This window comes from Amycolatopsis melonis (genome assembly GCF_040064235.1).
In the GTDB taxonomy this organism is placed as follows: Bacteria; Actinomycetota; Actinomycetes; order Mycobacteriales; family Pseudonocardiaceae; genus Amycolatopsis; species Amycolatopsis melonis.
Window position 1 is genome coordinate 403580 of record NZ_JBDZYD010000003.1, and the last position, 26917, is coordinate 430496.

At 68.0% G+C, this 26917-nt stretch carries 24 protein-coding genes and 1 tRNA gene; 9 read left to right on the plus strand and 16 right to left on the minus strand.

Going from position 1 to position 26917, the window contains the following annotated elements; genetic code table 11:
* Positions 1–3: 3 nt before the first annotated feature.
* The 6 genes from dnaJ to ABJI51_RS09885 all read right to left on the minus strand — a co-directional run bounded on the left by dnaJ (position 4) and on the right by ABJI51_RS09885 (position 6978).
* A complete protein-coding gene (dnaJ, locus tag ABJI51_RS09860) occupies positions 4–1176 on the minus strand; it encodes a molecular chaperone DnaJ (protein ID WP_348949387.1) in 1173 nt (390 codons plus the stop codon).
* A gap of 35 nt (positions 1177–1211) precedes the next feature.
* The gene (grpE, locus tag ABJI51_RS09865) at positions 1212–1919 is read right to left on the minus strand and encodes a nucleotide exchange factor GrpE (protein WP_348949389.1); all 708 of its coding nucleotides are present in this window, start codon (positions 1917–1919) and stop codon (positions 1212–1214) included.
* Positions 1916–3787 carry a molecular chaperone DnaK gene (gene dnaK, locus ABJI51_RS09870; protein WP_348949390.1) on the minus strand — a complete coding sequence of 624 codons (1872 nt, stop codon included), beginning with the start codon at positions 3785–3787 and terminating at the stop codon, positions 1916–1918. Before dnaK ends, grpE begins: the two co-directional genes overlap by 4 nt.
* A gap of 654 nt (positions 3788–4441) precedes the next feature.
* Entirely contained in the window at positions 4442–5881 is a 1440-nt protein-coding gene (locus ABJI51_RS09875; RefSeq protein WP_348949391.1) for an alpha/beta hydrolase, read from the minus strand.
* A gap of 66 nt (positions 5882–5947) precedes the next feature.
* Positions 5948–6181, minus strand: coding sequence for a hypothetical protein (locus tag ABJI51_RS09880; RefSeq protein ID WP_348949393.1), 234 nt, complete (start codon positions 6179–6181; stop codon positions 5948–5950).
* Positions 6182–6207: 26 nt separating this feature from the next.
* Positions 6208–6978, minus strand: a complete 771-nt coding sequence (locus ABJI51_RS09885; RefSeq protein ID WP_348949395.1) for a DUF4097 family beta strand repeat-containing protein — start codon at positions 6976–6978, stop codon at positions 6208–6210.
* A gap of 175 nt (positions 6979–7153) precedes the next feature.
* On the opposite strand from ABJI51_RS09885, the gene ABJI51_RS09890 reads away from it, so the two are divergent.
* Together ABJI51_RS09890 and ABJI51_RS09895 are read left to right on the plus strand one after the other, a co-directional pair.
* A complete protein-coding gene (locus ABJI51_RS09890; RefSeq protein WP_348949396.1) occupies positions 7154–7687 on the plus strand; it encodes a YbhB/YbcL family Raf kinase inhibitor-like protein in 534 nt (177 codons plus the stop codon).
* Positions 7688–7802: 115 nt separating this feature from the next.
* A complete protein-coding gene (locus tag ABJI51_RS09895; protein WP_348949398.1) occupies positions 7803–9170 on the plus strand; it encodes a purine-cytosine permease family protein in 1368 nt (455 codons plus the stop codon).
* Here ABJI51_RS09895 and ABJI51_RS09900 read toward each other — a convergent pair.
* From ABJI51_RS09900 to ABJI51_RS09910, 3 genes are read right to left on the minus strand one after another with little or no spacing between them, the layout of a single operon-like run.
* Positions 9137–9562: a GNAT family N-acetyltransferase gene (locus ABJI51_RS09900; RefSeq protein ID WP_348949399.1), complete on the minus strand. Its 426-nt coding sequence runs from the start codon at positions 9560–9562 to the stop codon at positions 9137–9139. The two genes, ABJI51_RS09895 and ABJI51_RS09900, sit on opposite strands and share 34 nt — an antisense overlap.
* Positions 9563–9583: 21 nt before the next feature.
* Entirely contained in the window at positions 9584–10144 is a 561-nt protein-coding gene (locus tag ABJI51_RS09905) for a TetR/AcrR family transcriptional regulator (RefSeq protein WP_348949401.1), read from the minus strand.
* Positions 10141–10470 carry a DMT family transporter gene (locus ABJI51_RS09910; protein ID WP_348949403.1) on the minus strand — a complete coding sequence of 110 codons (330 nt, stop codon included), beginning with the start codon at positions 10468–10470 and terminating at the stop codon, positions 10141–10143. Before ABJI51_RS09910 ends, ABJI51_RS09905 begins: the two co-directional genes overlap by 4 nt.
* A gap of 153 nt (positions 10471–10623) precedes the next feature.
* Here ABJI51_RS09910 and ABJI51_RS09915 point away from each other — a divergent pair, with 153 nt between their 5' ends.
* The 3 genes from ABJI51_RS09915 (at position 10624) to ABJI51_RS09925 (ending at position 14621) form a co-directional block, all read left to right on the plus strand.
* Entirely contained in the window at positions 10624–12837 is a 2214-nt protein-coding gene (locus tag ABJI51_RS09915) for a (Fe-S)-binding protein (protein ID WP_348949405.1), read from the plus strand.
* A gap of 321 nt (positions 12838–13158) precedes the next feature.
* On the plus strand, positions 13159–13596 hold the full coding sequence (locus ABJI51_RS09920; protein WP_348949406.1) for a DUF742 domain-containing protein: 438 nt from the start codon (positions 13159–13161) through the stop codon (positions 13594–13596).
* Between the two features lie 17 nt (positions 13597–13613).
* The gene (locus ABJI51_RS09925; protein WP_348949408.1) at positions 13614–14621 is read left to right on the plus strand and encodes a cation diffusion facilitator family transporter; all 1008 of its coding nucleotides are present in this window, start codon (positions 13614–13616) and stop codon (positions 14619–14621) included.
* Here ABJI51_RS09925 and ABJI51_RS09930 read toward each other — a convergent pair.
* The 4 genes from ABJI51_RS09930 to ABJI51_RS09945 all read right to left on the minus strand — a co-directional run bounded on the left by ABJI51_RS09930 (position 14615) and on the right by ABJI51_RS09945 (position 21867).
* Entirely contained in the window at positions 14615–15316 is a 702-nt protein-coding gene (locus ABJI51_RS09930) for a CAP domain-containing protein (RefSeq protein WP_348949410.1), read from the minus strand. The genes ABJI51_RS09925 and ABJI51_RS09930 overlap by 7 nt on opposite strands.
* Positions 15317–15461: 145 nt before the next feature.
* Complete coding sequence (locus ABJI51_RS09935; protein WP_348949411.1) at positions 15462–19886, minus strand: DUF7507 domain-containing protein; 4425 nt, start codon at positions 19884–19886, stop codon at positions 15462–15464.
* Between the two features lie 182 nt (positions 19887–20068).
* Entirely contained in the window at positions 20069–20650 is a 582-nt protein-coding gene (gene dcd / locus ABJI51_RS09940; RefSeq protein ID WP_348949413.1) for a dCTP deaminase, read from the minus strand.
* A gap of 23 nt (positions 20651–20673) precedes the next feature.
* Complete coding sequence (locus ABJI51_RS09945; RefSeq protein ID WP_348949415.1) at positions 20674–21867, minus strand: oxygenase MpaB family protein; 1194 nt, start codon at positions 21865–21867, stop codon at positions 20674–20676.
* 110 nt (positions 21868–21977) lie between these two features.
* Here ABJI51_RS09945 and ABJI51_RS09950 point away from each other — a divergent pair.
* Positions 21978–22048 (plus strand) — tRNA-Gly (locus tag ABJI51_RS09950).
* A 94-nt stretch (positions 22049–22142) separates the two neighbouring features.
* Here ABJI51_RS09950 and ABJI51_RS09955 read toward each other — a convergent pair.
* Entirely contained in the window at positions 22143–22553 is a 411-nt protein-coding gene (locus ABJI51_RS09955; RefSeq protein WP_348949417.1) for a tyrosine-type recombinase/integrase, read from the minus strand.
* 4 nt (positions 22554–22557) lie between these two features.
* Here ABJI51_RS09955 and ABJI51_RS09960 point away from each other — a divergent pair, with 4 nt between their 5' ends.
* Together ABJI51_RS09960 and ABJI51_RS09965 are read left to right on the plus strand one after the other, a co-directional pair.
* Entirely contained in the window at positions 22558–22791 is a 234-nt protein-coding gene (locus ABJI51_RS09960) for a hypothetical protein (RefSeq protein ID WP_348949419.1), read from the plus strand.
* Positions 22788–23459, plus strand: a complete 672-nt coding sequence (locus ABJI51_RS09965; RefSeq protein ID WP_348949421.1) for an HAD family hydrolase — start codon at positions 22788–22790, stop codon at positions 23457–23459. Before ABJI51_RS09960 ends, ABJI51_RS09965 begins: the two co-directional genes overlap by 4 nt.
* A 184-nt stretch (positions 23460–23643) precedes the next feature.
* Here ABJI51_RS09965 and ABJI51_RS09970 read toward each other — a convergent pair whose 3' ends face one another.
* Entirely contained in the window at positions 23644–25026 is a 1383-nt protein-coding gene (locus ABJI51_RS09970; protein ID WP_348949423.1) for a hypothetical protein, read from the minus strand.
* A complete protein-coding gene (locus ABJI51_RS09975) occupies positions 25026–26243 on the minus strand; it encodes a DNA cytosine methyltransferase (protein ID WP_348949424.1) in 1218 nt (405 codons plus the stop codon). Before ABJI51_RS09975 ends, ABJI51_RS09970 begins: the two co-directional genes overlap by 1 nt.
* A 136-nt stretch (positions 26244–26379) precedes the next feature.
* Between ABJI51_RS09975 and ABJI51_RS09980 the strand changes: the two genes are divergently transcribed.
* Positions 26380–26832, plus strand: coding sequence for a very short patch repair endonuclease (locus tag ABJI51_RS09980; RefSeq protein WP_348949426.1), 453 nt, complete (start codon positions 26380–26382; stop codon positions 26830–26832).
* The last annotated feature ends 85 nt before the right edge of the window (positions 26833–26917 follow it).

Below are 26917 nucleotides of genomic sequence, written 5' to 3' on the forward strand. Positions count from 1 at the left end.
CACTCACCTACCTTGCAGCAGCTCGGTGATCTCGGGCCGGGGGTCGTGCCCGGCCATCGCCTCGGCATACGCCTGCAGTGCCTCGCGCGCCTTGTCGTCCAGTTTGGCGGGAATCGCCGCCTGGAGCGTGACGAGCAGGTCGCCCTGCGAACCGTCGCGCTTGGTGACGCCCTTGCCGCGCACGCGCAGCACCCGTCCGCTCGCGGTGCCCGGCGGCACCTTGAGCGAGACCTTGCCGTCCAGCGTCGGCACCGTGATCGTCGTGCCGAGCGCCAGCTCGGTGAAGTCCACCGGCACGGTCAGCGTCAGGTCGAGCGACTTCGGCTTGCGGCCGAACAACGCGTGCGGGGCCACGTGCACCCGGACGTACAGGTCGCCCGCCTGCGCGCCACCCCGGCCCGGCTCGCCCTGGCCTGCCAGCCGGATGCGCTGGTCGTCGTCGACGCCAGGCGGGATCCGGACGGTCAGCGTGCGGGTCCGCGTGCTGACGCCTTCGCCGCCGCACTCCGGGCACGGGTCGTCGATGATCGTCCCGCGGCCACGGCAGTCGCGGCACGGCTCCGAGAACGCGAACGCCCCCTGGCTGCGGCTGACCAGGCCCGACCCGGAACAGGTCGGGCAGGTCCGCGGCGACGTCCCCGGCCGCGCGCCGTTGCCGCCGCACGTCCCGCAGGTCGCCGGGCTCGACAGCCGCAGCGGCAGGGTCGCGCCCTTGACCGCCTCGGTGAAGTCGATCCGGACGTCGGTCTCGACGTCGGCGCCGCGCTGCGGCCGGTTGGCCGTCGCGCCCGCCGACGTCCGGCCGCGGCCGAACAGCCCGCCGAGGATGTCGCCGAGCCCGCCGAAGCCCCCGGCCTGACCGGCGCCGGCCTGGCCGAAGATGTCGCCCATGTCGAAGCCGCCGGTGCCGCCGCCGGGGAAGTTGAACCCGCCCCCGCTGCCGAAGAGCCGCCGCGCTTCGTCGTACTCCTTGCGCTTGGCCGGGTCCGACAGCACGCCGTAGGCCTCGGAGACCGCCTTGAACTTCTGCTCCGCCTGCGCGTTGCCGGCGTTCGCGTCCGGGTGGTTCTCCTTGGCCAGCTTCCGGTAGGCCTTCTTGATCTCGTCCGCGGTGGCGTCGGAGGAGACGCCCAGCTCACGGTAGAAGTCCTTACCGATCCATTCCCGTGCGCTCATCGGGCGTCTCCTCCTCCCACTTGAACCGACAGTGCTTACTGCTGGTGTTCATCGACTCCGCCGTCGAGTGGCAGCTCGCCACCGACGGACGGGTCCACCGGGGCCGCAGCGGGCTCGTGGTCGGTCACGCCGACCAGCGCCGCCCGCAGTACGCGGTCCCCGAAGCGGTAGCCGCGGCGCATGACCACGGTGACCGTCGGGCCCGCCACGTCCGGCGAGGTGTTGTGCTGCACGGCCTCGTGCACGCTCGGGTCGAAGGGCTCACCCTCGGCGCCGAACGACTCGAGACCCGCCCGCTGCAGGCCGCTGATCAGCTTGTCCCCGACCGCCTTGAACGCCCCGGTGAGGTCACCGTGCTGCTCGGCCCGCTCGAGGTCGTCGAGCAGCGGCAGCAGGTCGTTCACCACGGACGCCTTGGCGCCGAGCACGACCGCCTCCCGGTCGCGCTCGACCCGCTTGCGGTAGTTGGCGTACTCCGCCTGCAGGCGCTGGAGGTCGGCGGTGCGCTCGGCCAGCTCCTTCTCCACGTCGGAGACGACCGACACCGAGTCGTCCACGATCGTGTCGCCGAGCGAGGGGCCCGCGTGCTCCACGGGCGCCTCCTCCGGCTCCGGCGCGGCGTGGGCCGGACCGGGCGGGCGGACCTGCCCGGTCTGGGGGTCCACCCGACGCCGATCCCGCACGACCACCGGCTCCTCGGGGCCGCGGCCCTGGTTCTCGGATTCGTCGTAGCTGTGGGTCACTTCTTCGGGTCCTCTTCGACGATCTCGGCGTCCACCACGTCATCGGCCTTGGCCTGGCCACCGGCCGCACCGGCGTCCCCGGCCGCACCCGCACCCGCGGCGCCTTCGGCGCCCGCCGCACCGGCGTTCGCGTTGGCGTACAGGGCGGAGCCCAGCTCCTGCGAAGCGGTGTTCAGCTTCTCGATCGCCTCGCGGATCTTGGTCGAGTCGGTGCCCTTCAGCGCCTCGTTCGCCTCGTCGATCGCCGACTTGACCTTGCCCTTGAGCTCCTCGGGCAGCTTGTCGTCGTTGTCCTTGAGGAACTTCTCGGTCTGGTAGACCAGCGTCTCCGCCTGGTTGCGGGTCTCCGCCTCCTCGCGGCGCTTCTTGTCCTCCTCGGCGTGCGCCTCGGCGTCCTTGACCATCCGCTCGATGTCCTCCTTCGGCAGCGCGGAGCCACCGGTGATGGTCATCGACTGTTCCTTGTTCGTGCCCAGGTCCTTCGCGGTCACGTGCACGATGCCGTTGGCGTCGATGTCGAAGGTGACCTCGATCTGCGGCACGCCACGCGGGGCGGGCGGGAGACCGGTCAGCTCGAACATGCCGAGCTTCTTGTTGTGCGCGGCGATCTCACGCTCACCCTGGAACACCTGGATCTGCACCGACGGCTGGTTGTCGTCCGCGGTGGAGAAGATCTCCGAGCGCTTGGTCGGGATCGTGGTGTTGCGCTCGATGAGCTTGGTGAACACGCCACCCTTGGTCTCGATGCCCAGCGACAGCGGGGTCACGTCCAGCAGCAGGACGTCCTTGACCTCACCCTTGAGCACACCGGCCTGCAGGGCCGCGCCGACCGCGACGACCTCGTCCGGGTTCACGCCCTTGTTCGGCTCGCGGCCGCCGGTCAGCTCCTTGACCAGCTCGGCGACGGCGGGCATGCGGGTGGAACCACCCACGAGCACGACGTGGTCGATGTCGCCGACGGAGATGCCGGCGTCCCGGATGACGTTGTTGAACGGCGCCTTGGTCCGGTCGAGCAGGTCCGAGGTGATCTTCTGGAACTCGGCGCGCGACAGCGTCTCGTCGAGGAACAGCGGGTTCTTGTCCGCGTCCACGGTGATGTACGGCAGGTTGATGCTGGCCGAGTTCGAGCTGGACAGCTCGATCTTGGCCTTCTCCGCCGCCTCGCGGATGCGCTGCAGCGCCATCTTGTCCTTGGTCAGGTCGATGCCGTTGGCGGCCTTGAACTTGTCGACCAGCCACTTGACGATGCGCTCGTCCCAGTCGTCACCACCGAGGTGGTTGTCACCGGAGGTGGCCCGGACCTCGACGACGCCCTCGCCGATCTCCAGCAGCGAGACGTCGAAGGTGCCACCACCGAGGTCGAAGACCAGGATGGTCTGCTCCTTCTCGCCCTTGTCGAGGCCGTACGCCAGGGCGGCGGCGGTCGGCTCGTTGACGATGCGCAGCACGTTCAGGCCGGCGATCTGCCCGGCCTCCTTGGTGGCCTGCCGCTGCGCGTCCTCGAAGTAGGCGGGGACGGTGATCACCGCGTCGGTGATCTCCTCGCCCAGGTACGCCTCGGCGTCCCGCTTCAGCTTCATCAGCACGCGCGCGCTGATCTCCTGCGGGGTGTAGGCCTTGCCGTCGATCTCGGTCTTCCAGTCGGTGCCGATGTGCCGCTTCACGGACCGGATCGTCCGGTCGACGTTCGTCACGGCCTGGTTCTTCGCCGGCTGACCGGTCAGCACTTCACCGTTCTTGGCGAAGGCGACGATCGAGGGGGTGGTCCGGGAGCCTTCCGAGTTGGCGATGACCGTCGGCTCGCCGCCCTCAAGGACGGCGACGACCGAGTTGGTCGTGCCGAGGTCGATGCCGACCGCTCGCGCCATGGTGCTTTCCTCCTGTGTAAGCCTGCTCTGTTCGTGACCTGCACGTTCGTCCCCACCTTGAGCGGGGCCCTGGCAAGTTCTATCCGGCCTTCACGCACCTCGTCAAGCTGGACTTGAGTCGACTGCGCTCAACCTTCGTACCCAGCCTAACGAGCCGGTCCGGGTTCTTGTTCCCAGGTTCGGCGGGCGAGGGCCGCGGAAGCTGCTGTGACGCCGCTCACCTGCGCTTTTGCCTGGTTCCGGCGGCTCGCGGTGGGGTGAATCGCCTCACCCGGGCGGGCCGGGCTGCCTCGCCGGGGCCCGGCTGAGCGAACGCCGGGTAGCCGCTGGACGCCACCGCCTCCGCCGGGCCGCCGCGCCGCGCACTGGCCCGGCCCCCGCGGCCGAGTGCCCGCCTCGCCAAGGTTCCGGGACTGCTGCTCCGGACGGCCCTGCGCCTCCAGGCGGGCCGACCAACCCTTCCCGCCGAGGCACCGCCCGGCACGCCCCGGACCAGCCTCGCCAAGCTCCGGGCCGCACGCCGACGCCCCTCCACGCCCCGGCCGAGCCGCCGCCCGCCTCCGGCCGAAGGCACCGCCCACCGGCCGTCGAGCCCATCGGCCCCTCGGCTCGCCTGCCGAACCCACCCACCGGCCGTCGCGGGCCGATCTCTCCTCACCCGCACACCGCCCCACGCGCCGGGACGGTGCCGCTCACCAGATAGCCCACCTCGGCCACGCGGGCGCACGCCGAGTTGAACAGGCCCGTGTGGCCGTCGTCCGTGCGGGTGAGCAGTGCTGCTCCGTCGATGCTCGCCGCCAGTCCGCGGGCCCACGCCAGCGGTGTTGCCGGGTCGTGCGCGCCGCCGACCACCAGGAGCGGCGGGGTCCCGTGCACCGGGTGGGGCTGGGGTGGGTTCTTCGCGGGGACCGGCCAGCCCGTGCAGCCGCTGGTGAAGTCCCAGTACTCCGAGTACCGCCAGCTGTGCGGCGCGGCCACGCGGAGCAGCCCGGCCATGACGGCCATGTCCGCCGGGCCGGTGAACGGCGACGGGAAGTCGTGGCAGCCGATCGCGCGGTACGCCCCGTAGATCGGCGACCGGAACTGGTTCCGCTCGGTCAGGCCCTTGGCGTCCGGGAACTCGCCGCCGGCCGCGGCCAGTGCCCTGCCCAGCGCCGGCCACTCCTCCCGGAGATACAGGTGGTTGTAGACGCCCGCGGAGACCTCGTCGGCCGTCGCCGGGCGGCCCAGCTCGCTCGACCACACCGTGCCGCGTGCCGCCCGCGCCACGACGTCGTCGTAGAAGCGGAGGACGTCCTGGCCGTGCAGCGCACAGCCGGCCGAGCCGCGGCACCAGGTCGCGAACCGGCCCAAAGCGTCCTCGGTGGCCGCCGCCTCTTCGAGGATCGCCTGGCGCAGCGGGCGGGCGTGGTCGACCGCGCCGTCCAGCACCATCGACCGCACCCGGCCGGGGTGCTTCGACGCGTACACCGCACCCAGCTCGGTGCCGTACGACAGGCCCAGCCAGGAGATCTTCTGCTCGCCGAGCGCGGCCCGGATCGTTTCGATGTCCTCGGCCGCGCTCTGCGTGTCCGCGTTCGCCAGCAGCGGCCCGGTCCTGGCCAGGCAGTCTTCGCCCGCCTTCCGGTTGTGCGCCACCAGCGCGTCGAACGCCCGCCGGGTCGAGGGGAACCGGTCGACCGCCGGATCCCACAGCGCCGGGTCACACGTGATCCGCGGCGTGCTGTACCAGTCGCCGCGCGGGTCGAAGCCGACGATGTCGAACCGCTGCCGCAGCTGCGCCAGGTCCGGCGAAGCGAGCCCGCCGTACTGCACGAACCCGACGCCGGAGCCGCCCGGCCCGCCCGGATTCACCAGCAGGGCACCGATCCGGTGGGCCGGATCGAGCGCGGGCAGCCGGGCCAGCGCGAGCCGCGCCACCCCGGCGGACGGCCGGGCGCGGTCTATCGGGACTTCCACCGTCGCGCACTCGGCCGCCGGCTCCTGCCGCGTGGCACACGCCCGCCACGGCAGGCCCGACGCTTCGGCCACGGCTGGCACCGCCGCCATGATCACGACCGCGGCGACGACCGCGGCTGCCTGGCGGATTCCCATGACGTTTTCCTCCCCTTGCACGCCGTCCTTCGGCGTACCCCATTCCTAACAGCGACCACCGACAGTTCAGGAGCGGCGGGTCGTCCAGGAAACGAGGGAGAAATCGGGGTTTCCTTGCGGCACAACGACTTTCGTCGAGGTCTCGGACCAGGAAGTCACTCGATAGTGGGAATCCGCGGACGCCGGCACCCCCAGCGCCGGCGTCCCGCCCCCGTCCACCCGGGCGAAGCCCACGACGCCGAGCATCGCCAACGCCCCCAGCAGCGCGGAAGCCAGCACGCGCCGTTCGATCTTGCCCATCGGAAATGCCCCCGTAGTAAGGAAAGTCAGGCCGCGCGGACCGTGACGCTGCCGCTGTCGGTCGTGAGGTCGAGCGTGTGCGGTGCGGAACCGTCGTTCGGGACGTCGATGTCGCGGTGCCCGCTGTCGCTGGTGCCGATGACGTGGTAGGACCCGCCCGGCACGGTGACGTCGATGCTGCCGCTGTCGGCGTTCACCTTGACGTTGTTCGCCTGCGTCAGCGTGAAGTCGACGCTGCCGCTGGACGAGGTCACCTCGACCGGCCCGCGCACGCCGTCCCCGTTGATGCTGCCGGAGTCGCTGTGCAGCTGGACTTCGCCGACGTTCCGCAGGTCGATCGAGCCACTGTCCAGCCGCAGCTTCACCGCGCCGGAGACGTCCTCGACGCGGGCGTGCCCGGAGTTCGCCTGAACGTCCACACTCGACACCCCCGAGACGTCCAGTCCCCCGGATTCGAGCTTGCCGCTGACCGGAATGCCGGCGGGCACGACCACCTCGTAGTCGACCGAGCAGTTGGTTCCGCAGTCGGCGAGCACGAGCTGGTCGCCCTCGACGCGGTAGAAGGTGTCACCCGGCTTGCTCCGCCAGTGGTAGCTCACCTTTTCGTGCACCGTCGACGGCCCCGAGCCGGTGCGGATCCGGACCGAGCCGGAGTCGCCCGCGAGCTTCACGCTGCGGATGGTCTGCGCAACGGTGCTGGTGTTCTCGTAGTCCGATCCCCAGCCCCAGCCGAACGCGGTCGCCAGCCCGACGCCGATCAGGACGATGCCACCCAGGGCCAGCAGCGGACGCGCCATGGTCGTGGTCCCCTCAAGTCTCGTTTCCCTCTGCGCCGAGAACGTTATGGCCGGGTGAGCCCGCCGTACATGGGGGTATCCCCCCGAAAGACCCTGAGATCCCTCCCTGAGACGCGCGGGGCGGGCTCGGGGCCTAACCTGGCGCACGTCTGGAGTTCCGTGATCAGGAGGATCCATGCCGCAAGCACCCGGTCCGTACGAATCCCTGCCCGAAGTGCCGTCGTTCACGCTGCGCAGCAACGACGTCGCCGACGGCGAAACCCTGGCCACGCCCCAGCTGTCGGGCATCTTCGGCGCCGGCGGCGAGGACCGGTCGCCGCACCTGGCGTGGGAGGGCTTCCCGGCGGAGACGAAGAGCTTCGCGGTGACCTGCTACGACCCGGACGCCCCGACCGGCAGCGGGTTCTGGCACTGGGCCGTGTTCAACATCCCGGCGTCGGTGACGGAGCTGGCGTCCGGCGCGGGCGACGGCTCCGGCCTCCCCGAAGGCGCGGTGACGCTGAAGGGCGACGGCGGCGTGAAGCGGTTCCTCGGCGCGGCGCCGCCGCCCGGGCACGGCCCGCACCGGTACTACTTCGCGGTGCACGCGCTGGACGTCGAGAAGCTGGAAGTGCCGGAGGACGCGACGCCGGCGTTCCTGGGCTTCAACATGTTCGGGCACACCCTGGCCCGCGCGGTGATCACGCCGGTGTACGAGAACAAGGGCTGAGTTTTCGCCCGCGGGCCCGGTGCCGGATCGGCGCCGGGCCCCTTTTTGTCGGTGCCCGATGACACACTGCGGTCATGTCACCACCAACGGCAACGACGAACACTGGAGGTTCCCTGTGGCGGCAGCCCTCGAACGCAGGTCCATCGACCCGGTCCCGGAAAGCGAACGGCACGGCCATCCGCGCAGCCTCTTCACGCTCTGGTTCGCGGCGAACATGCAGATCACCTCGGCGGTCACCGGCGCGCTGACCGTGCTCGTCGGCGTGCATCCGCTGTGGGCGCTGGTCGCCGTCCTGTGCGGCAACGTGCTCGGTGGCGTGCCCATGGCGCTGCACGCCGCGCAGGGGCCGAAGCTCGGGATTCCGCAGATGATCCAGTCGCGCGCGCAGTTCGGCGTGTACGGCGCGGTTCTCCCGCTCGTCCTCGTCGTCGTGATGTACCTCGGGTACTTCGCCAGCGGCAACGTACTGGGCGGGCAGGCGGTCGCGCAGATCACCGGGCTGCCGGTCGACGTCGCCATCTGCGGGTACGCCGCCGCGTCGGCGCTCATCGCGATCGTCGGCTACCGGCTGATCCACCGGTTCGGCTGGGTGGCCTCGGCACTGAGCGTCGTGGTCTTCGTCTATCTCACCGTCCGGCTCGTCGGCGGCCACGACCTCGGCGCGGTCCTCGGCGCACCCACGCTGGACTTTCCGAAGTTCCTGCTCGCCCTGTCCCTCACGGCGTCGTGGCAGCTGACGTTCGGCCCGTACGTCGCCGACACCTCGCGCTACCTGCCGTCGGGCACGTCGGTGCGCGCGACCTTCTGGTGGACCTACGGCGGCACCGTTCTCGGTGCCACGTGGGCGATGTCGTTCGGCGCGCTCGCCTACGCCTTCGCCGGGAAGGCGTTCAAGGGCCACGAAGTCGCGTACGTCGTCGGGCTCGGCGGCGAGGCGCTGCTCATCCCGTTGCTGTTCGCCATCGCACTGGGGAAGTTCACCGTGAACGTCCTGAACATCTACGGCGGCTCCATGACGGTCGCGACAGCGCTGACGGCGTTCAGCCGCCGGGCCGTGCTGTCACAGCGGGCGCGGGTCGGGTACATCGCCGTCGTCGGCGTGCTCGGCGGGGTCATCGCGGTGCTCGGGCGCGGGGAGTTCCTCGGGAACTTCGTCCTGTTCCTGGACTTCCTGCTGTACTTCCTGACGCCGTGGAGCTCGATCAACCTGGTCGACTTCTACCTGGTGCGAAAGGAGTCCTACGACCTCGAGGCGATGTACGACCCGGGCGGCCGCTACGGACGCTGGGCCGCGCCGGCACTCATCGCGTACTTCGCCGGAATCGCCGCGCAGATCCCGTTTTCGAACGTCGAAGGCGTCTTCGTCGGCCCGATGGCCCCGGTGCTGGGCGGCGCGGACGTCTCGTGGCTGATCGGCCTGGCCGTCCCCGGTGCTCTGTACGCCGTCCTTCAGCGCACGTTGACGTTCTCGCGTTCGAGGTAGTGGCCCTTGGTGTGCTCGGCGAACCCGAACTGCCGGTACAGCCCGTGGGCGTCGGCGGTGTGCAGCATCCAGCGGAACCCGGCGCCGGGGCCGTTGTCGACGATCTCGCGCACGATCTCCTTGCCGAGGCCGCCGCCTCGCGCGGATTCGACGACGAAGACGTCGGCGAGGTAGGCGGAGGAAACACCGTCGGAGAACGCCCTGGCGAAGCCGACCTGCTCGCCGTCGCGGTACGCGCCGACGACCCGCCACGACGCGGCGATCGCGGCTTCGACCTGCTCCCGAGTGCGCCAGCGGGCCCAGTACGCCTCGGTGGAGAGGAACTTCCACACCACGTCGAGGTCCAGCCGCGTCCGGTCGTCGTCCAGTTCGTACTCACCGAAGGTCCGCATGATCCGAAGCTAACCGGCCCGTCAACGCGGTTTCAGCAGGTAGTCCACCACGGGACGCAGTTCGTCGGCCGACGGCGGCTCGTCGTCGATCAGGCCCTGGATCAGCAGCCCGTCGATCCCCGCCAGGAAGACGCGGAACGCCACTTCGTCGTCGTGGCGGACCATGGACGTCAGGACGTCGAGCCAGCGGCGGGCGGCCGGGCGCAGTTCCGGCTTCCGCGCCGCCAGCAGGTACAGCTCGTACTCCGCCATCGTGCGCCCGCGCCGCGGCCCCAGCGCCTCGGCGAGCAGGCCGGCGACCTCCTCGGCGCCGCGCGAACCACGCGACCGCGCCCGGTCGATCATCCAGTAGACCTCGGTCGCCATGTCCCTGGCGCACGAGATGAGGGTGGCGACCAGCAGGTCGTCCAGCGACGAAAAGTGGTAGGTGGTGGACGTCGTCGGGACGCCGGCTTCGGCCGCGACCGTCCGGTGGGTGACGCCCGCGACGCCGTCGCGCTCGATCACCCGCAGCGTCGCCTCGATGATCTCCGCGCGCCGCTTCTCCCCGCGCGCCTTACGCCCGTCGACCTGCAGTTTCACGTCGATGCACTCCCGAGTTCGATCAGCACGACACCGCCGATGACCAGCGCCAGCCCGGCGATCATGGCCGCGTTGAGCGGCTCCTTCAGGAACACGACGCCGACGGCCGCGACCAGGGCGACGCCTGCCGCCGCCCAGATCGCGTAGGCGACGCCGATCGGCATGCCCAGCTTGAGCACGTAGGACAGCGCGACGAACGCGACGGCGTACCCGGCCACCACGACGATCGACGGCCCGAGCTTCGAGAAGCCCTCGGAGAGCTTCAGCGAGACCGTCGCGGAGACCTCGGCGGCGATCGCCAGCGCGAGGAGAAGGTACGCACCCATAGGGTGAAAACTACCTGAACGATCGTCCCAAAACAAAGAGCGACGTACACCACATCGGTGGGACTTAGGGCCACTCAACGGGTTACTCATCGGTAGGAAGCATTAGTCTGCCGGCTACCACCACGAATCATCCGGACGAAAGGCACCCGAACGATGGGCGCTCTACAACTGACGCTGGGCGGCATCGCCGTCGTCCTCGGCGTCGTCGCCTGGGGGATGTTCGCCGCGACGATCGCGCGTTTCGTGCGCGTCATCCGTCTCGGGCAGCCCGACTCGACCCGCAACGGCCCGTTCTGGCCGCGGTTCAAGACGCTGGTCAAGGAGTTCGCCGCGCACACGCGGATGAACCGCAAGCGCAGCGTCGGCCCCGCGCACTGGCTGGTCATGTGGGGCTTCCTGCTGGGCTCGCTCGCCCTGTTCGAGGCCTACGGCGAGGTCTTCGTCCCGACCTGGGGCTGGCCGATCCTCGACGACTTCCCGCCGTTCCAGCTGCTCATGGAGCTGCTCGGGCTCGGCACCATCGTCGGCATCCTGGTCCTGATGGCGATCCGCCAGCGCAACCACCCGCGCCGCGCGGACCGCCAGTCGCGCTTCCAGGGCTCCAACTTCAAGTGGGCGTACTTCATCGAAGCCGTCGTGCTCATCGAGGGCATCGGCATCATCGGCGTCCGCGCCGCGAAGTCCGCGCTGAACACCCACGAGGGACCCCTGTGGGCGTCCTTCGTCTCCAACCCGATCGGCCAGCTGCTGCCGGCCAGCCCGAACCTCGTCACGATCTTCGCGTTCGTCAAGCTGATGAGCGCCACGGTGTGGCTGATCGTCGTCGCGCGCACGATGACCATGGGCATCGCGTGGCACCGCTTCAGCGCCTTCTTCAACATCTACTTCAAGCGTGAGGCCGACGGCGGCGTCGCTCTCGGCGCGCTCAAGCCGATGATGAGCGGCGGCAAGGTCCTCGACCTCGAGGAGGCCGACCCGGACGAGGACACCTTCGGCGTCGGCAAGATCGAGGACTTCAGCTGGAAGGGCTGGCTGGACTTCTCGACGTGCACCGAGTGCGGCCGCTGCCAGGAGCAGTGCCCCGCGTGGAACACCGGCAAGCCGCTGTCGCCGAAGCTGGTCATCACGCAGCTGCGTGACCACGCCTACGCGAAGGCGCCGTATCTGCTGGCCGGCGGCAAGCGCGACATGGCGGGCGACGAGATCGGTCTCTCCGGGGACAACATGTACGCCGGGATCGACGTCCTCGCGATCGCGGAGTCGCAGAAGGCGCTGGTCGGCGACGACGGCGGCGTCATCGACCCCGACGTCCTGTGGTCCTGCACCAGCTGCGGTGCCTGCGTCGAGCAGTGCCCGGTCGACATCGAGCACGTCGACCACATCGTCGACATGCGCCGCTACCAGGTGATGATCGAGTCGGCGTTCCCCAGCGAGCTGAACGGCATGTTCAAGAACCTGGAGAACAAGGGCAACCCGTGGGGCCAGAACGCCAAGGACCGGCTGGCCTGGACCGAGGACCTCGACTTCGAGGTGCCGGTGTTCGACGGCGACCTCGGCGACGCCGAGTACCTGTTCTGGGTCGGCTGCGCCGGCGCGTTCGAGGACCGCGCGAAGAAGACGACGCGCGCGGTCGCGGAGCTGCTGCACATGGCGGGCGTCAAGTACGTCGTGCTGGGCTCGGAGGAGTCCTGCACCGGTGACCCGGCGCGCCGCGCGGGCAACGAGTTCCTGTTCCAGATGCTCGCCCAGCAGAACGTCGAGGTGCTGAACTCGGTGTTCGAGGGCCGCGAGCGCAAGGCCCGCAAGGTCGTCGTGACCTGCGCGCACTGCTTCAACACGCTCGCCAACGAGTACCCGGAGCTCGGCGGCCAGTTCGACGTCGTGCACCACACGCAGCTGCTGAACCGCCTGGTGCGGGAGAAGCAGCTGGTGCCGGTGGCGCCGGTCGCGCAGGACGTCACCTACCACGACCCGTGCTACCTCGGCCGCCACAACAAGGTGTACGAGGCGCCGCGCGAGCTGGTCGGCGCGACCGGCGCGCAGCTGCGGGAGATGCCGCGGCACGGCGACAAGTCGATGTGCTGCGGCGCCGGCGGCGCGCGGATGTGGATGGAAGAGAAGATCGGCAAGCGGATCAACATCGAGCGCGTCGACGAGGCGCTCGGCACCGCGCCGTCGAAGATCGCGACCGGCTGCCCGTTCTGCAAGGTGATGCTGAACGACGGCCTCACCGCGCGCCAGAGCGACGGCAGCGCGAGCGAGAAGGTCGAGATCGTCGACGTCGCGCAGATGCTGCTGGAGGCGGTCAAGCGCAAGCCGGAGCCGAAGCCGGTGCCGCTCGGCGCGCCGTCGCTCGCGGACGAGTAGACCCGCGAAACACCACCGGCCCCGGCCAGGATTTCCTGGCCGGGGCCGTTTTCTTTACCCGCATCACGCATTCATGTAGTTGATTCACTACCGGTTGTCACCGAGGAAAATTTCGACGTTTGAGACGTCCACTACCTGGGATTTCGTGACGGTAATCGATTTCGCGAAAGATGTTCATGATAATCACCGAAATGGCCTATCAGGTCAGCGACAAACGTGGCCCTGCCCCCTGGACAACGGGCGTATCCTGGCCTTTCCTCGCCGCCGACGTTGCCAGCGAGGGCAACTTTGACGATCACTGATTCAGGGGGCGGGCGAAGGATGGGCGACGACCGGCAGAGCACGACGACCGGGCGGCACGCTCTTCGCGACTTCCCGGCCGACGTCGAGGACCGCATCGCCGAGCCCGTCATGCCCACCCAGCGGACGCTGGTGCGGCCGTACGTCCTGACCCGCGGCCGGACGCAGTCGCGGCGGCACCTGGCCATCGAAGCACTCGTCTCGACGCGGGCCGACGCGCACTGGAACGCCGCCCGGCTGACCGGCGAGTTCCGCTCGGTCCGCTCGCTCTGCTCCCGCCCGCGGTCGGTCGCCGAGGTCGCGGCCACGCTGAGCGTGCCGCTGGGCGTCGTCCGGGTGCTGCTGGACGACATGGCCGAGCAGGGCCTGGTCACGATCCACGACAGCCGCGTCAGCGCCGACGGCCGTCCGGCCATGGCGCTGATGGAACGCGTTCTGCACGGCCTGCGGCGGCTCTGAGCACTACGCTCACGAGAGTGAGCGAGGAACCTGGGAACTCCGGCGGCGAAAGCACCCTGACCGTCCTGCTCGCCGGTGGGGTGAACCTGGCGATCGCCGTGATGAAGCTGGTCGCCGGCATCATCAGCGGCTCCGGCGCGATGCTGTCCGAAGCAGCGCACTCGGTGGCCGACACCATCACCGAAATCCTCCTGCTGACCGCGCTGAAGCGCTCGGCGCGCCCGGCCGACCGCCGCCATCCCTTCGGCTACGGCAAGGAACGCTACTTCTGGTCGCTCCTCGCGGCCGTCTCGATCTTCGCCTCGGGCTCGATGTTCGCGCTGTACGAGGGTGTTTCGACCATCCTCGGGCACGGCGAGGCGCAGAGCACGTCGGTGCTGAGCTACATCGTGCTGGGCGTGGCGTTCGCGCTGGAGAGCATTTCGTGGCTGCAGGCCGTGCGCCAGGTCGTCCGGGAGTCGAAGGCCGAAAACCGCTCGCTGTGGACGTACCTGCGGCTGATCGACGACCCGACGCCGAAGACGGTCCTGTTCGAGGACTCCGCCGCGCTGGTCGGCCTCCTGCTCGCGTTCGGCGGCGTCGGGCTGCACCAGCTCACCGGCTCGGAGGTGTGGGACGGCGCGGCGTCGATCGCGATCGGCCTGCTGCTGGCCTGCGTCGCCTACCTGCTCGGGCGCACCAACCGCGGCCTGCTCGTCGGGCGCCAGGCCGACCCGATCCTCGTCCGCGGCGTCCGCGACCACCTCTCCGCCGCGCCGGAGATCGAGGCCGTCGTCGACCTGCAGACCATGCTGATGGGCACCGACCAGGTCCTCGTCTGCGCCCGCGTCGACTTCGACGACTCGCTCGGCGCCGCGGACCTCGAACGCGCCTGCGTCCGGCTGGCGGGCGAGCTGGTCGAACAGTTCCACGACGTCACCGAGGTGTTCATCGAGCCGGTGCCGCGCTCGGACCCGGAACTGCGGGCGGCGGTGCTGGCCCGCTACGGCGACATCGCGGAGCGCTGGAACTCGGCGGCTCAGTAGCCGAAGTCCTGGACCCAGTAGGAGCCCTTCGCGGTGTAGCCGACGCCGATCCTGGTGAGCGAGCAGTTCAGGATGTTCGCGCGATGGCCCTCGGAGTTCATCCAGGCGTCCATGACCTGGGCCGCGGAAGTCTGCCCCTTCGCGATGTTCTCCGCACCCGGTTTCGGATATCCGGCGGCCTTGATGCGCTGGTCGAACGTCGTGCCGTCGGGGCTGGTGTGGGAAAAGAAGTTCTCCGCCGACATCTGGTCACTGAAGTCCTGCGCGGCTTTGGTCAGGTGCGATTCTTCGGACAACGGATCGCAGCCGGATTTCGCCCGCTCGTCGTTGACGAGCGCGATGACCTGGGCGGTGACCGACGGGGCGATGCGGGCCGCGGCCTTGGTGCTCGGCGGGGGCGCGGCGGAGGTCGTCGGCTGCGGCGAAGCGGACGTCTCGGTCGGGGTGGGTGCCGCGCTGGACGTCGTCGGCGCAGGTGCCGACGTCGTGGTCGGCGCCGGCTTGTCCGTAGTGGTCTGGACCTGACCGCCGGCCTTGAGGTCGGTGCCGCTGCCGCCACCGGAGCCCGCGGGCGCGTTCGGGAGGACCAGCGCCGCGGCGCCGAGCTCGGCGGTGTTTCCTTCCGCGGTGGCCAGCCAGGTGCCTGCCGCGGCGGAAAAAACGCCGAGCAGCACACTGAGTGACACCATCACCACGCGAGCACGTTCACCAATGGAGGACACGGCGCAGGAACGTATCACGGGACGATTACGGCGAGAACCCTACGAACGCACTGGTCACATTTCCCGTCGGCGACAGGTCGGGATTTCGTGGCAATCGGACGCTTCCGCGTTACTCCGTTCAGCCCCTTTTGACGACGAAGGTCGCTTCGCCGGACGCCGTCACCGGACGTCCGGTGGGGTCCTGGCCGGTGACGGTTGCCTTGCTCGTGAAGCCTTCCCGGCCCGCGGTCGTCGTGCACATGTAGGTGATTTCGGCGTCCACGGCCAGTTCCGGCGCGGTGTGCGCGCACGCCGCCGTGTGATCGTCCACGACGGACACCGCAGTGAGCGGCACGTCACCGGTGTTCTTGACCAGGACCGAGAACGTGACGGTGTCGCCTTCGCGGACTTCGTACGGCGTCGCGTCCTTCATCAGGGCGAGTTCGGGGTGGACGACGTCGACGTCCGCGGTGGCGGCGGCCTGCACCGTCCTGCCGGTCGGATCCGTCGCGGTCACCTTGGCGGGGTCCGAGAAGTCGTCGGCCGGTGCCTTGCGGGTGCAGGTGAACGTCTTCGTCGCGCCGACGTCCAGGCTTTCCGGTTTCCGCGGGCAACTGTCCTCAATGGACAGATTGCTGAGCGGGACGTCGCCGGTGTTGCTCACGATGGTCGTGAAGGTGACTTCGTCGCCTTCACGCACTGTCCTGGGGGTTGCCTCCTTCGTGAGCTTCACGGCCGGGTGAATGACGTCGATCTTGTCGGCGTCCTCCGCGGTGAGCGGCGGGCCGATCGGGGCGTCCGCCGTGGCCTTCACCGTGCTGACGACGTCGTCGGCCGGCGCGGTCGCCGTGCAGTCGAACTTCTGCGTGGCACCGGCTTCCAGCTTGTCGAACGTCTTCGTGCAGCCCGGCTCGCCGACGGTCTTCACGGCGGTCAGCGGACCGTCGCCGGTGTTGGCGACCGTGATCGTCAACGGCACCGGGTCGCCCTCGCGGAACGGGCCGCCGTGGATGTCCTGGGTGAGCGAGAGGCCGGGGTGCAGCACGGTGTACGACGCCTCGTCGGTGGCGCTGACCTGCCGATTCGTCGGATCGGTTCCGGTCGCGGTCGCGGAGTTCGCGAAATTGTCGGTGCCCGCGGTTACTGTGCAGGAGTGGCGCTGAGGAGCGCCGGGAAGGAGGGTGCCGATGGGCTGAGCGCACGCCGGCACGCGATCGTCCACAAGAGACACTTGGGTCAGCGGGACGTCGCCGGTGTTCGCGACGACGAGGGTGAACGTCACGGTGTCGCCTTGCCGGACCTGCGCAGGCGCCGCGTCGTTCGTGATGGTGATCGCCGGGTGGATGACTCGGACCGGTACCCCGGCGATGGCGGTCACGGGACGGTTCGTGGCGTCGGTACCGGTCACCTCCGCGGTGGCGGCGAAATCGGCGTCACCAGCCACTTGCGTGCAGCTGAAGGTCTGCTTCCCCTGCGGCTGGAGCGGCCCCACGGACCTGGTGCAGTCCGGGGCGAGCCGGTCGGCCACGCTGACGTCCTTCAGCACGCTGTCGCCGGTGTTCGCGACGGTGATCGTCGACGTCACGGTGTCGCCCGCGCGGACGACCTTCGGGTCGGCGGTCCGCGTGATCGCGACGGCCGGGTGGATCACGTCCACGGCGGCGACGGCGGACCCGGTCACGTCCGGGCCGGTCGGCGGCGTCGCGGTGACGCGCACGGTGCGGGTGAAGTCCTGCGCCGGGGCGGTCGTGGTGCAGCCGAAGTCGCGGGTCGCGCCCGGTTCGAGCGCGCCCTCGATCACCTGGGCGCAGCCGGCGGCCCGCGCGGCCGGGACTTCGGTGACTTCCGCGACTTCCGGGACTTCCGTGACGCGGACCGCGGTCAGCGGCACGTCGCCGGAGTTGCGCACGGTGATCCGGAACGGCACGGTGTCGCCCTCGCGGAACGGGCCACCCGTGACGTCCGCGGTGATCGCGACGGCGGGGTGCTGCACGGCGAACGCGGCCTCGGCGACGGCACCGACCGGGCGCCCGGTCGGGTCGTTCCCGGTGACGGACGGCTTGTTCGTGAAGCCGGCAGGGCCCGCGACGGTCGTGCACGTGACGGCCTGCTGGGTCTGCGGCTGGAGCGTGCCGAGCGGCTTCGCGCACGCGGCGACCTGGTCGTCGGTGACCGTGACGCCGGTGAGCGGCACGTCGCCGGTGTTGGCCGCGGTGATCGTCCAGGTGACCGTGTCGCCTTCGCGGACCTGCGCGGGCGTGGCCTTCGCGGACAGCGCGACGGCCGGGTGGATGACGTCCACCGCGGCGTCGTCGGTGACCTTCACCGTGCGGCCGAGCTGGTCGCGGCCGGTGGCGACGGCCGTGCTGGTGAGGTCGTCCGGCGGTGCGGGCGCGGTGCAGGTGTAGGTCCGCCTGTCCCGCGGCGGCAGCGCGCCGATCGCCTTGGCGCAGGCCGGGACGCGGTCGTCGGCGATGGCGACTTCGGTCAGCGGCGCGTCGCCGGCGTTGGCGACGGTGATCGTGAAGGCGATCGGGTCGCCGGCGCGGGCGACGGCGGGCGTGGCGTCCGCCGTGAGCGTCAGCGCCGGGGTGATCACCGTGACGGTGGCCGACGCGGTGGCGGTCACGGGCCGGCCTGCCAGGTCGGTGCCGGTGGCGGTCACGCGGGACGTCGTCGTGCGGGACGGGTTGGCCGTGCACGTGTAGGTCTGCGTCGCGCCCGCGGCCAGGCCGGCGAAGGTGCGCGCGCACGACGCTGTCGCGTCGTCGGTGACCTTGACCGGGGCCAGCGGGCTGTCGCCGGTGTTGCGGACGGCGACCGTCCAGGTGACGGCGTCGCCCGCGTGGATCACCGGCGGGTCCGCGGTCGTGGTGACCTCGACGGCGGGCGCAATCGTCGGCGCGGGTGCGTCGGCGGTGGCCGTGACCTGCTTGCCGAGTTCGTCGGTGCCCGTGGCGGCCGCGGTGTTGACGCCGTCGGCGATCGGCGCCTTCGCCGTGCACGTCCACGTGCGGCGTTCGCCCGGCGCGAGGGTGCCGGACGGCGGCTGCGCGCACGACGGCGTCTTCGGGTCGGTGACCTGGACGTCGCCGAGTGCGGTGTCGCCGGTGTTGGCGACCTGGAGGGTGAACGTCGCGGTGTCGCCAGCGCGGTAGGCGGGCCGGTCGGCCGCCTTCGTCAGGCCCAGGGCCGGGTGCAGGACGTCGACGTCGGCGCTCGCGACGCCGTCCAGCGCGTCGCCGAGCGCGCTCGTTCCGTTGGCCTTCACGGTGTTCGTGAAGTCGTCGGCCGGGGCGGGGCCGGTGCAGGTGTAGCCGGCCGTCTGGTGCGGGTCGAGCGTGCCGAGCGTCTTGGCACAACCCGGGACGACGTCGTCGGTGACCTGCACGCCGGACGCCGGGACGCCGCCGGGGTTGGTCACGGCGACGGCGAACGTCGCGGGCTCGCCTGCGTGCACCTTGGCCTGCGTTGGGCGGACCGCGACGTGGAGTTCCGGCACGGGCACCGAGAACGCGAGGTTCTGCGCGAGGTAGGTGTCGCCGCTGGTGACGAAGGCCAGCTTCGCAGTCGTCGCGCCGGTGGCGATGGCGTCGACATTGAACGCCTTGGCGTCGACGCTGAAGTTGTTCTTCCTGGCCGGGGCGGCGGCGTTGTCGGCGTTCGAGACGAAGAAGTTCGACGTCCCGCCGGTCGCGGGCTCGGCGGCCGGAGTGCCGTCGACGAGGAACTGGTCGCCGGAGGCGCCCCAGTCGCCGTCGTAGGCGGTGACGCCGACGTGCGCGTCGGCGGCCGCCGCGCGGAAGCCGGTGATCGTCGTCTCGGCCGGAGGGGCGCCGCCGGTCTGGTGGACGTGGCCGTCGTAGACGACCACCTTGCGCTTGTCCGGCGCGTAGTCCGCGTTGCGCTGCGGGTAGGCGTAGACGAGGGCGATCGACCAGCCGCCGGCACAGCCGAAGCCCTTGGGCGCCCAGACGTTGCCGACCGTCAGGTCGAGCGGCGACCCCGTCGGTGCGGTGGCGAACCGGCCGGTCACGTCGGCGTGGGCCGAGTAGAACCCGCCGTCTTCGGCGTAGCCCGATGGCGCGACGTCGACCGGGTTCGCGCTGCCGACGGAAAGCCGGACGGCCTGGGCCGCGGGCGTCCCGGGCGGGGGAACGGCGTGGGCGCCGCAGGTCGTGCTGCCTGCCCAGTTCAGGCGGGCGAAGGCGATCTTCGCACCGGGCGGGATGCTGACCGACGCGCTCGCCGAGTCGAAGGTGGCGGGGTCGGCGTCGACGTCGGCCCACTGCATGAAGAAGTCGTCGTTGGCGAGGGTGTCCTTGCGGTCGGCGGTGTTCGCGCAGGCCGCGGGGGTGGCGACGGGCCCGGTGACCGGCGCGCCGTCGGCCGGGACCGGGCAGCGCAGGACGCCGTTGCCCGAGTACACGAAGTCGCCGTAGACGACGGCGTCGTAGCCCATCGCGAACGGCGGGGCCGTGGCCGCGCCCGCCGCCGGGACGACAGCGGAGGCCAGGAAGACCAGTGCCAGTGCGAGAACCAGGCGAAGCGGTCTTTCGGGCAACGGCACTCCTTGCCACCTCCGGGGCCGAGACGACCTTTGGGAGCGTGGCACGGCTACGGCGAATCCGCCCCGCCTTTCACTCGTCCGTGGGCTTCGCCGCCGGCTCGTGGGTCAGGGCCGTGGCTGCCTGGACGAACCCGATGACCTCCGCTCGCGGGTCCGACGGCGGCACCGGTGGCGGGCTAGCGCCAGGTGTCGACCCGGTGGAAGTTCTTGTACGCCCGGCTCGGCGTCGGGCCGCGCTGGCCCTGGTAGCGGGAGCCGGCCTCGGTGGAGCCGTAGGGGTGCTCGGCCGCGCTCGACAGGCGGAAGATGCACAGCTGGCCGATCTTCATGCCCGGCCAGAGCGTGATCGGCAGGTTCGCGACGTTCGACAGCTCGAGCGTGATGTGCCCGGAGAAGCCGGGGTCGATGAACCCGGCGGTCGAGTGCGTGAGCAGCCCCAGCCTGCCGAGCGAGGACTTCCCCTCGAGGCGGCCTGCCAGGTCGTCGGCCAGGGTGACCAGCTCGAACGTCGAGCCGAGCACGAACTCGCCGGGGTGCAGCACGAAGGGCTCGTCGCCCTCCTTCTCGACCAGCGAGGTCAGCTCGTCCTGCTGCAGCTGCGGGTCGATGTGGGTGTACTTGCTGTTGTCGAAGACCCGGAAGAACCGGTCGAGCCGGACGTCGATGCTGGACGGCTGGACCATGCCGGCATCGAAGGGGTCGATGCCGAGCCGGCCGGCGTCGAGCTCTTTGCGGAGGTCACGGTCACTGAGCAGCACGGACCGAAGCCTATCCGGTGGGCTCAGGCGGCCCGCATGTGCTGCGCGTAGGTGGTGTCGGGCGCGAAGATCTTCTCGAGCCGCTTGACGTACCCGCGGCGTCCGGCCTCACCGAGCCGCTCCTGCAGCGCGGTGGCCCCGGGCACGAGCCGCCGCACGGTCTCGGCGGCGAAGTTGACGCCCGCCACGGCGACGATCGCGGCCTGCGCGACGGGGTCGTTCGGCAGCCCGAGAAAGTCGGCGTTGGCCTTCCCGAGCACGAGCCGGCTGATCGAGGAGTGCACGGCGACCGAAACGTGCGAAAGCACCTTCCCGACGGCCCCGCGCCCCTCCCCGACGGCGGCGTTGGCGGCGATGAGCGCCTTGGCAAGCCGCTTCGAGTCGTCGTCGGGGATGAATTCGGTGGCGGCGAGCAGCCACAACAGGCGCCAGGCGTCCTCTTCGCCGGTGGGCAGCAGCTCGTCGTCGACGCCCATGAGCCAGCCGATGTAGCGCCAGAGGTGCAGGATGTCACCGCGTTCGCGCGCGGAGTAGCGCAGCCCGAGCAGCTGCGTCCCGAAGACGTAGACGAGCGAGAAGAGCAGCAGCGTCCCGGCGGTCTGCACCTGGTTGACGGGCCGGTCCCAGGCGTCGTAGTCCCAGTCGTCCCGCCGGTTCATGGCGGCCCGCACATGGGCGTGCACAAGCCGGATCCGCAAGGCGGCGGCATAGCCCTTGCGGCCGTGCCCGAGGGCACCGGGCGTGGTGACATCGATCCACCAGGCAGCGGTCTCGACGAGCCGACGAGTGGCTTGGTATTCGATCTCCCCGGTCCCGACCAGGGCTTTCGTGGCCCGAGAGGCGAGGTAGCCACCCATGAGCGACATGTCCCCGAGCGGAAAGAGCCCCAGCAGCCCGGCCCGGGTAATGGCCTTGGCACCCCGCACGAGCCGCTCGTCGTCAACCCAGTAGGGCTTGGCATCGACCTGGGCGAAGAAGTCCGCAAGCGGCCCGGCAGGCCGGGCACCGCCCTGAAGCGCCTCCTCGAAGAGCTTCCGCCCGTGCCCCTTGGGCTGCCGCGCCATCCAGGCGACGACGTCGTCGGCAAGCCGATCCTGCACCTGGGCGAACTCCCGCAGCCGCGCAACCTGCCGCTCGTCACCCCGGACGTCCCCAACGCCGAACAGCCGCGCCGCGAGCCGGAACCCACCCTGGCGGAACAGCTCGGGATCATCCATGACCACTCACCTCCGACTCGACAACAAGTGTTGTCACTTGCCGGGCGAACGTCAAGGAGGGAGGGGTCTGGACAAGGGGATCGCGGTGTTGTGTATGCTGGCAGCACACTGCGGATGTAGTTCAATGGTAGAACATCAGCTTCCCAAGCTGAATACGCGGGTTCGATTCCCGTCATCCGCTCTCATAGAGAAGCCCCAGGTCACACGGTGTCTACTGTGGACCTGGGACTTTCTCTATCTCCGGTCTTCACTTCTCGCTTGCCATTAATGTGCCATTAGCCGACCGGGACGGGTTGGCCATCCTGATCTTCGTTGTCGTCCGGCGTGGTGCCCTTGCGGTGCCGGTCGACGAGCTTGGACAGCCGGTCCGCGATCTGCTTGTCCGCGTCGCTGGTCGCCCGCTGGTAGATCAGCGCCGCCCGCATATCGTCGTGACCCATCCGCGCCATCAGGTCCTTGGTCGAAGTGCCGGCCTTCGACGCCCAGATGTTCCCGGCGTGCCGGAGGTCGTGGAAGTGCAGGCCCTTGAGCCCCATCTTCTCGACAACCTCCGTCCACCGGGTCCGCTGGCTGAAGTTCGGCCGGCGGACCGCGTGTCCAGCTCGCTCACCCGTGAAGAGCAACGCGTCCTGCTCCGGCTTGACCCAGGTCTCCAGGTGCCGCAGCAGGTCACGGCGAACCGCCATCGGAATGATCAGCGTCCGGACACCAACCCGCGACTTCGGCGGACCGACGACGAGCCCACGGCCGGGGACCTTCGGCAGCGCGACCCAGGCGATCTACGACCTCATGGGCAAAGACGCAATCCTCTTCCACCACTCGATCAACGACGACGACACGTCAACCGGCTCGCAGTACGTCGACCAGGCAAAAACCTGGTTCGACAGCCTGTGGAACAGCATCGCCACGGACTACCAGCGATGAACGCCACGGGCCTGCTCGCCCGCGCCCGCGCCCTGTTGCTCGACTTCGACGGCCCGGTCTGCTCCGTCTTCGCAGGCATCCCCGCCTCGACAGTCGCTGACCAGCTCCGCGAAGTTCTAGCCGACAGCGGACACACTGACCTGCCTGATGCGGTGGCGACCAGCGCAGACCCGTTCGACGTACTTCAATACGCTTCCACGGTTGGCGGCAACGAGGCCCGCTACGTCGAAGTCGCGTTCACCGCTCACGAAGTCGAGGCAATCTCCAGCGCCACCCCTACCAACGGCGCACACGAGCTCATCGAGGCTTGGCGCGAATCCGGCCGGCCACTCGCGATCGTCAGCAACAACAGCGCCCCGGCTATCAATGCCTATCTCGATCTCTATGACCTCCGCATGTCGATCAACTTCGTATCCGCGCGAATCAGCTCGAATGTCGCACTACTCAAGCCAAGCCCTTACCTCCTGAATCAGGCCGTTGCTGAGCTCGACGTCCCACCCCGCGAATCCGTGCTAATCGGCGACTCGACTAGCGACATCGAAGCGGCCAAAGCCGCGCGTGTCCGCTCGATTGGCTACGCGAACAAGCCCGGTAAGCAGTCCAGCCTAAGTATGGCCGGCACCGATGCAATCATCGATACCCTTACCGGCCTGACGACGGTCGCATAGAACTGCCTCCAGAGCTTGCGTGTCCTCTTCGAACCCGTTGGCCTCAACCGCGCAGATCGATGAATGGCCGCCGCCGATTCCCAACTTGACGAACTTCATCGCCGATTCTCGACGATGCTCCCAGCACTCGTGCCAACTTGGCCGCAACGCCAGAGAGTCGGCATCCGTACCGAACAGACGAAAATTAGAACAACTTCCCGGCATCGGCATCGCTTACTGCCGCATCTGGCCCATCTGCCGACCACACATCTAAGAGTGCGTCCAATTTTCCGTCCAGTAACGCACGTGAAACTGCATCGAAATCGAACACTGACGACATGTGTTCATCGTTTATTACGGGCGCGTTGAACGAGATGATGGCATCATAGAGATATTTCAAAGAATTTGAACGAATACGATATTCGCCGTCTACGAGAGAGAAGTCTCTACTGTGTCCCCAGCGCACATCGGCCAGACTGTCTATGTACCTCTCACGAAGAAACAGTGGGTCAAGGTTGGCGACGAGGGCGCCCCGTACCGGTATTGACGAATCATCGTCTCTGTAATACGCACCGAACTTCAGAAGCTGATACGTCCCCTTCTTGATGTCATCCGTGCGCCCGAGGCCGGGTTTCGTTTTGTTCGAGTCGATCTCATCGCCCCAGCCGTTAACCAAGTACGATAGAGCCATCGCTCGCCTCGAGCGTCGAGTCTTTGGCACACTGTAGGCATTAAAAAGTTCAATCCAGGCCGAGAGGTAACTTAGGAAGTTTCCAGGCTGCCGAATATGATCGATCAAGGGATCGTAAGGCCATCCGACACCACTTCGCTTCCCGAGCGGAATTTCCTCGGATCGATGCGGTATCGCTAGGGAGACGTCTACGTCAACCCATGGCATGTCAATTAAGGAATGTTGAGAATACTCCTCCAGATCCCCAGATTGATCCGTATGCAACGCTTCGGGTAGTGTTGCAACCACGGGATAGGTCACCATTGGAGATGCTTTTATCTCGAATAGGACAAGAAGATCGTCCCTGTAGCCGATAGCGTCCACGTCGTGGGATTGCTTACTAATGGTTGCAATCGACAGAGGTTCATCGTTTGCCGTCGCTAGAAGTTCAAGTATCAGAGCACATACCACGGTCGTAATCTCACCAATATGGTGACTCGCCGGCTTGTGCTGAGCGCCGCTAAGTCGCTTCTCCAGTCCCCTGTCCAAGCAGCATTTAGGGCACTGCTTCAAGAATGAGTAGTATGCTTTCGGGGGCTCGCCCTCTCGGTGGCAGTAAATCCACTTCGCATTAACGACTCGGCCGTGCAGATATTCAGCGTTGGTAACCAGATCAAAGGCTGCGGCTAGGGATAACTTGAAAAGTGAACCACTATCGAACGCCGCCTGAAGTGCTGGGTCTTCGAATTTACCCGTTCGTGACGCATCACGAAAAGCTTTAAGGGTTTCACCGAGGAGTCTACCCGCTCGAATTCCGTCTATGTATTGATTGTTGGTGAGACTACTCTCCATCAGGCGCTTAAGGTCTACGATCTTTAAGTGAGAGAGAGAGTCTCTTGTATCGGGGAAATTGACCATCAGACGGCGACCCCCAGGTCCATAGTCAGCTGGAGCGGTGTTTGAAGCCGGGAATTGTCGACGTAGCTCTGGATACTGTGCTCGAATACCCATTGCACAGCAGGAACGCACACAGCATCCCCAAAGCCGAACAACCCATCCTGCTCCGATTCTGGAAAGACATAGCCGGGATTATGAGTAGATAGCCCGACGCCCTGCAGACGACCGCTTTCTATGGCGGTAATCCTACGCACTTCAACCTCTCCACCGCCCACGCGAACGACAAATTGAATTGATGATCCGCCTTTTGGCGTGCGAAGACAGCTCGCGAGGCCATCGTTCCGCAGATTGAAGATTTGCTCACGCAATCCACGACGACGCCCCCTCCTCATTGCCGTGAACTGGGTCACGGTCCGAGAATGCAATAGCTCCGTCAGGCGCGTGTGATGATCCTTCTCCAAATGATCCCAGAAGTATTTCATTCGCTCGGCTGACCACCAGCGGGGATCACCCTTCGGAATATCCAAGAGGACATCATCGAGCGAGACGCTTCTAGCCGGAAGAGAAGGGAAGTCGAAAAACACCCAAGGAAGATGCCTATTTCTTTCGAAAACTTCGCGAACTTTGTAGCGGCGAATATGAGTGTCGGGCATCTCTGCGCCAGTGGCCAGCTCGGCGTTCTTGACGGCGATAATAAAGACCCTATTGCGCGCCTGTGGAATAAAGTGACGCGCATCAACTTGGACCAAGTCGAAAGCGTAGCCCAGTCTGGCTACCTCGTGCAGCAAGACATCGATACTCGAGCCTCCGTGAAGTGTCAGTAGCCCGGGAACATTCTCGAGCAGGAGAAACTTCGGGGCGCGACCTTCCCTGTCGAGTGAATCTATGTGCTCCAGGAAGGACCACACGATACCGCTGTGTTCAGCATGGATTCCACGCCGACCTCCCGCCTGACTAAGGTCGATGCACGGGAACGACGCTGTCGCCAGGTCGGCAGTCGGAATCTCTTCGACTGGCACTTCCCTGATATCCCTCTGATCGAGAGTAACGCCGGGAAAGTTTTTCTGATAGGTTACCGCCTTTTTAGCGTCATTGTCGTTTGCAAAAGCACAGCTCCACCCTAGTGGCGCGAGCGCTGCATGCACCAGGCCGATCCCGGAGAAGAACTCGAGAAAACGTCGCGACGCAGGCTGGTCCGGGCGCTGGCCAGGCGACCCTTCGGGAAGGCTGGTGGTCATAGTTGGGGATCTTACGTTGTGCGCGGCGACGAGTCGGAGAGGAGGTGTGGGCGCGTCGCGTCGCTCTATGCAAGTGGCTGGTTGCACAGGGTGACAGACCTCGTAGTGTTGGCTGCCTTGAACGTACAGTTGCGACATGCCTCAAGTATCGGCGGGTAGTAGAAGCAAGGCTGGCTCATGGGCCACTTCATCAGCAACTCGCGCGTCGATGCAAGCCAATCGCAGACGAGATACGAAGCCGGAGTTGGCTGTGCGGTCATATGTGCATGCTCTCGGCTTGCGATATCGGGTTGACGTGCGGCCTGTTCCAAGTTTGCGACGGACCGCCGACCTCGTCTTTGCACGCATAAAGATCGCGGTGTTCGTGGACGGCTGCTTTTGGCACGGCTGTCCCGCTCATTACAAGCCACCTGCATCGAACTCCGATTATTGGACGGCAAAGATATCCGGTAATCGTAACCGCGACTGTGAGACTGATAACCTGTTAAGACAGGAGGGCTGGACCGTGGTTCGCGTCTGGGAGCATGACGATCCCCGCCTCTCAGCTAAGCGTATTGCCGGTATTGTGGAACGAAAACGTAGGGCCTGAAGTTGTTGCCGAACTTGGCTTTATGGGATCAAGGCGCCGCCAGCGGCGGCGCGCAAGTCGCCTGCCGTACGGCGGGCCCACCCGC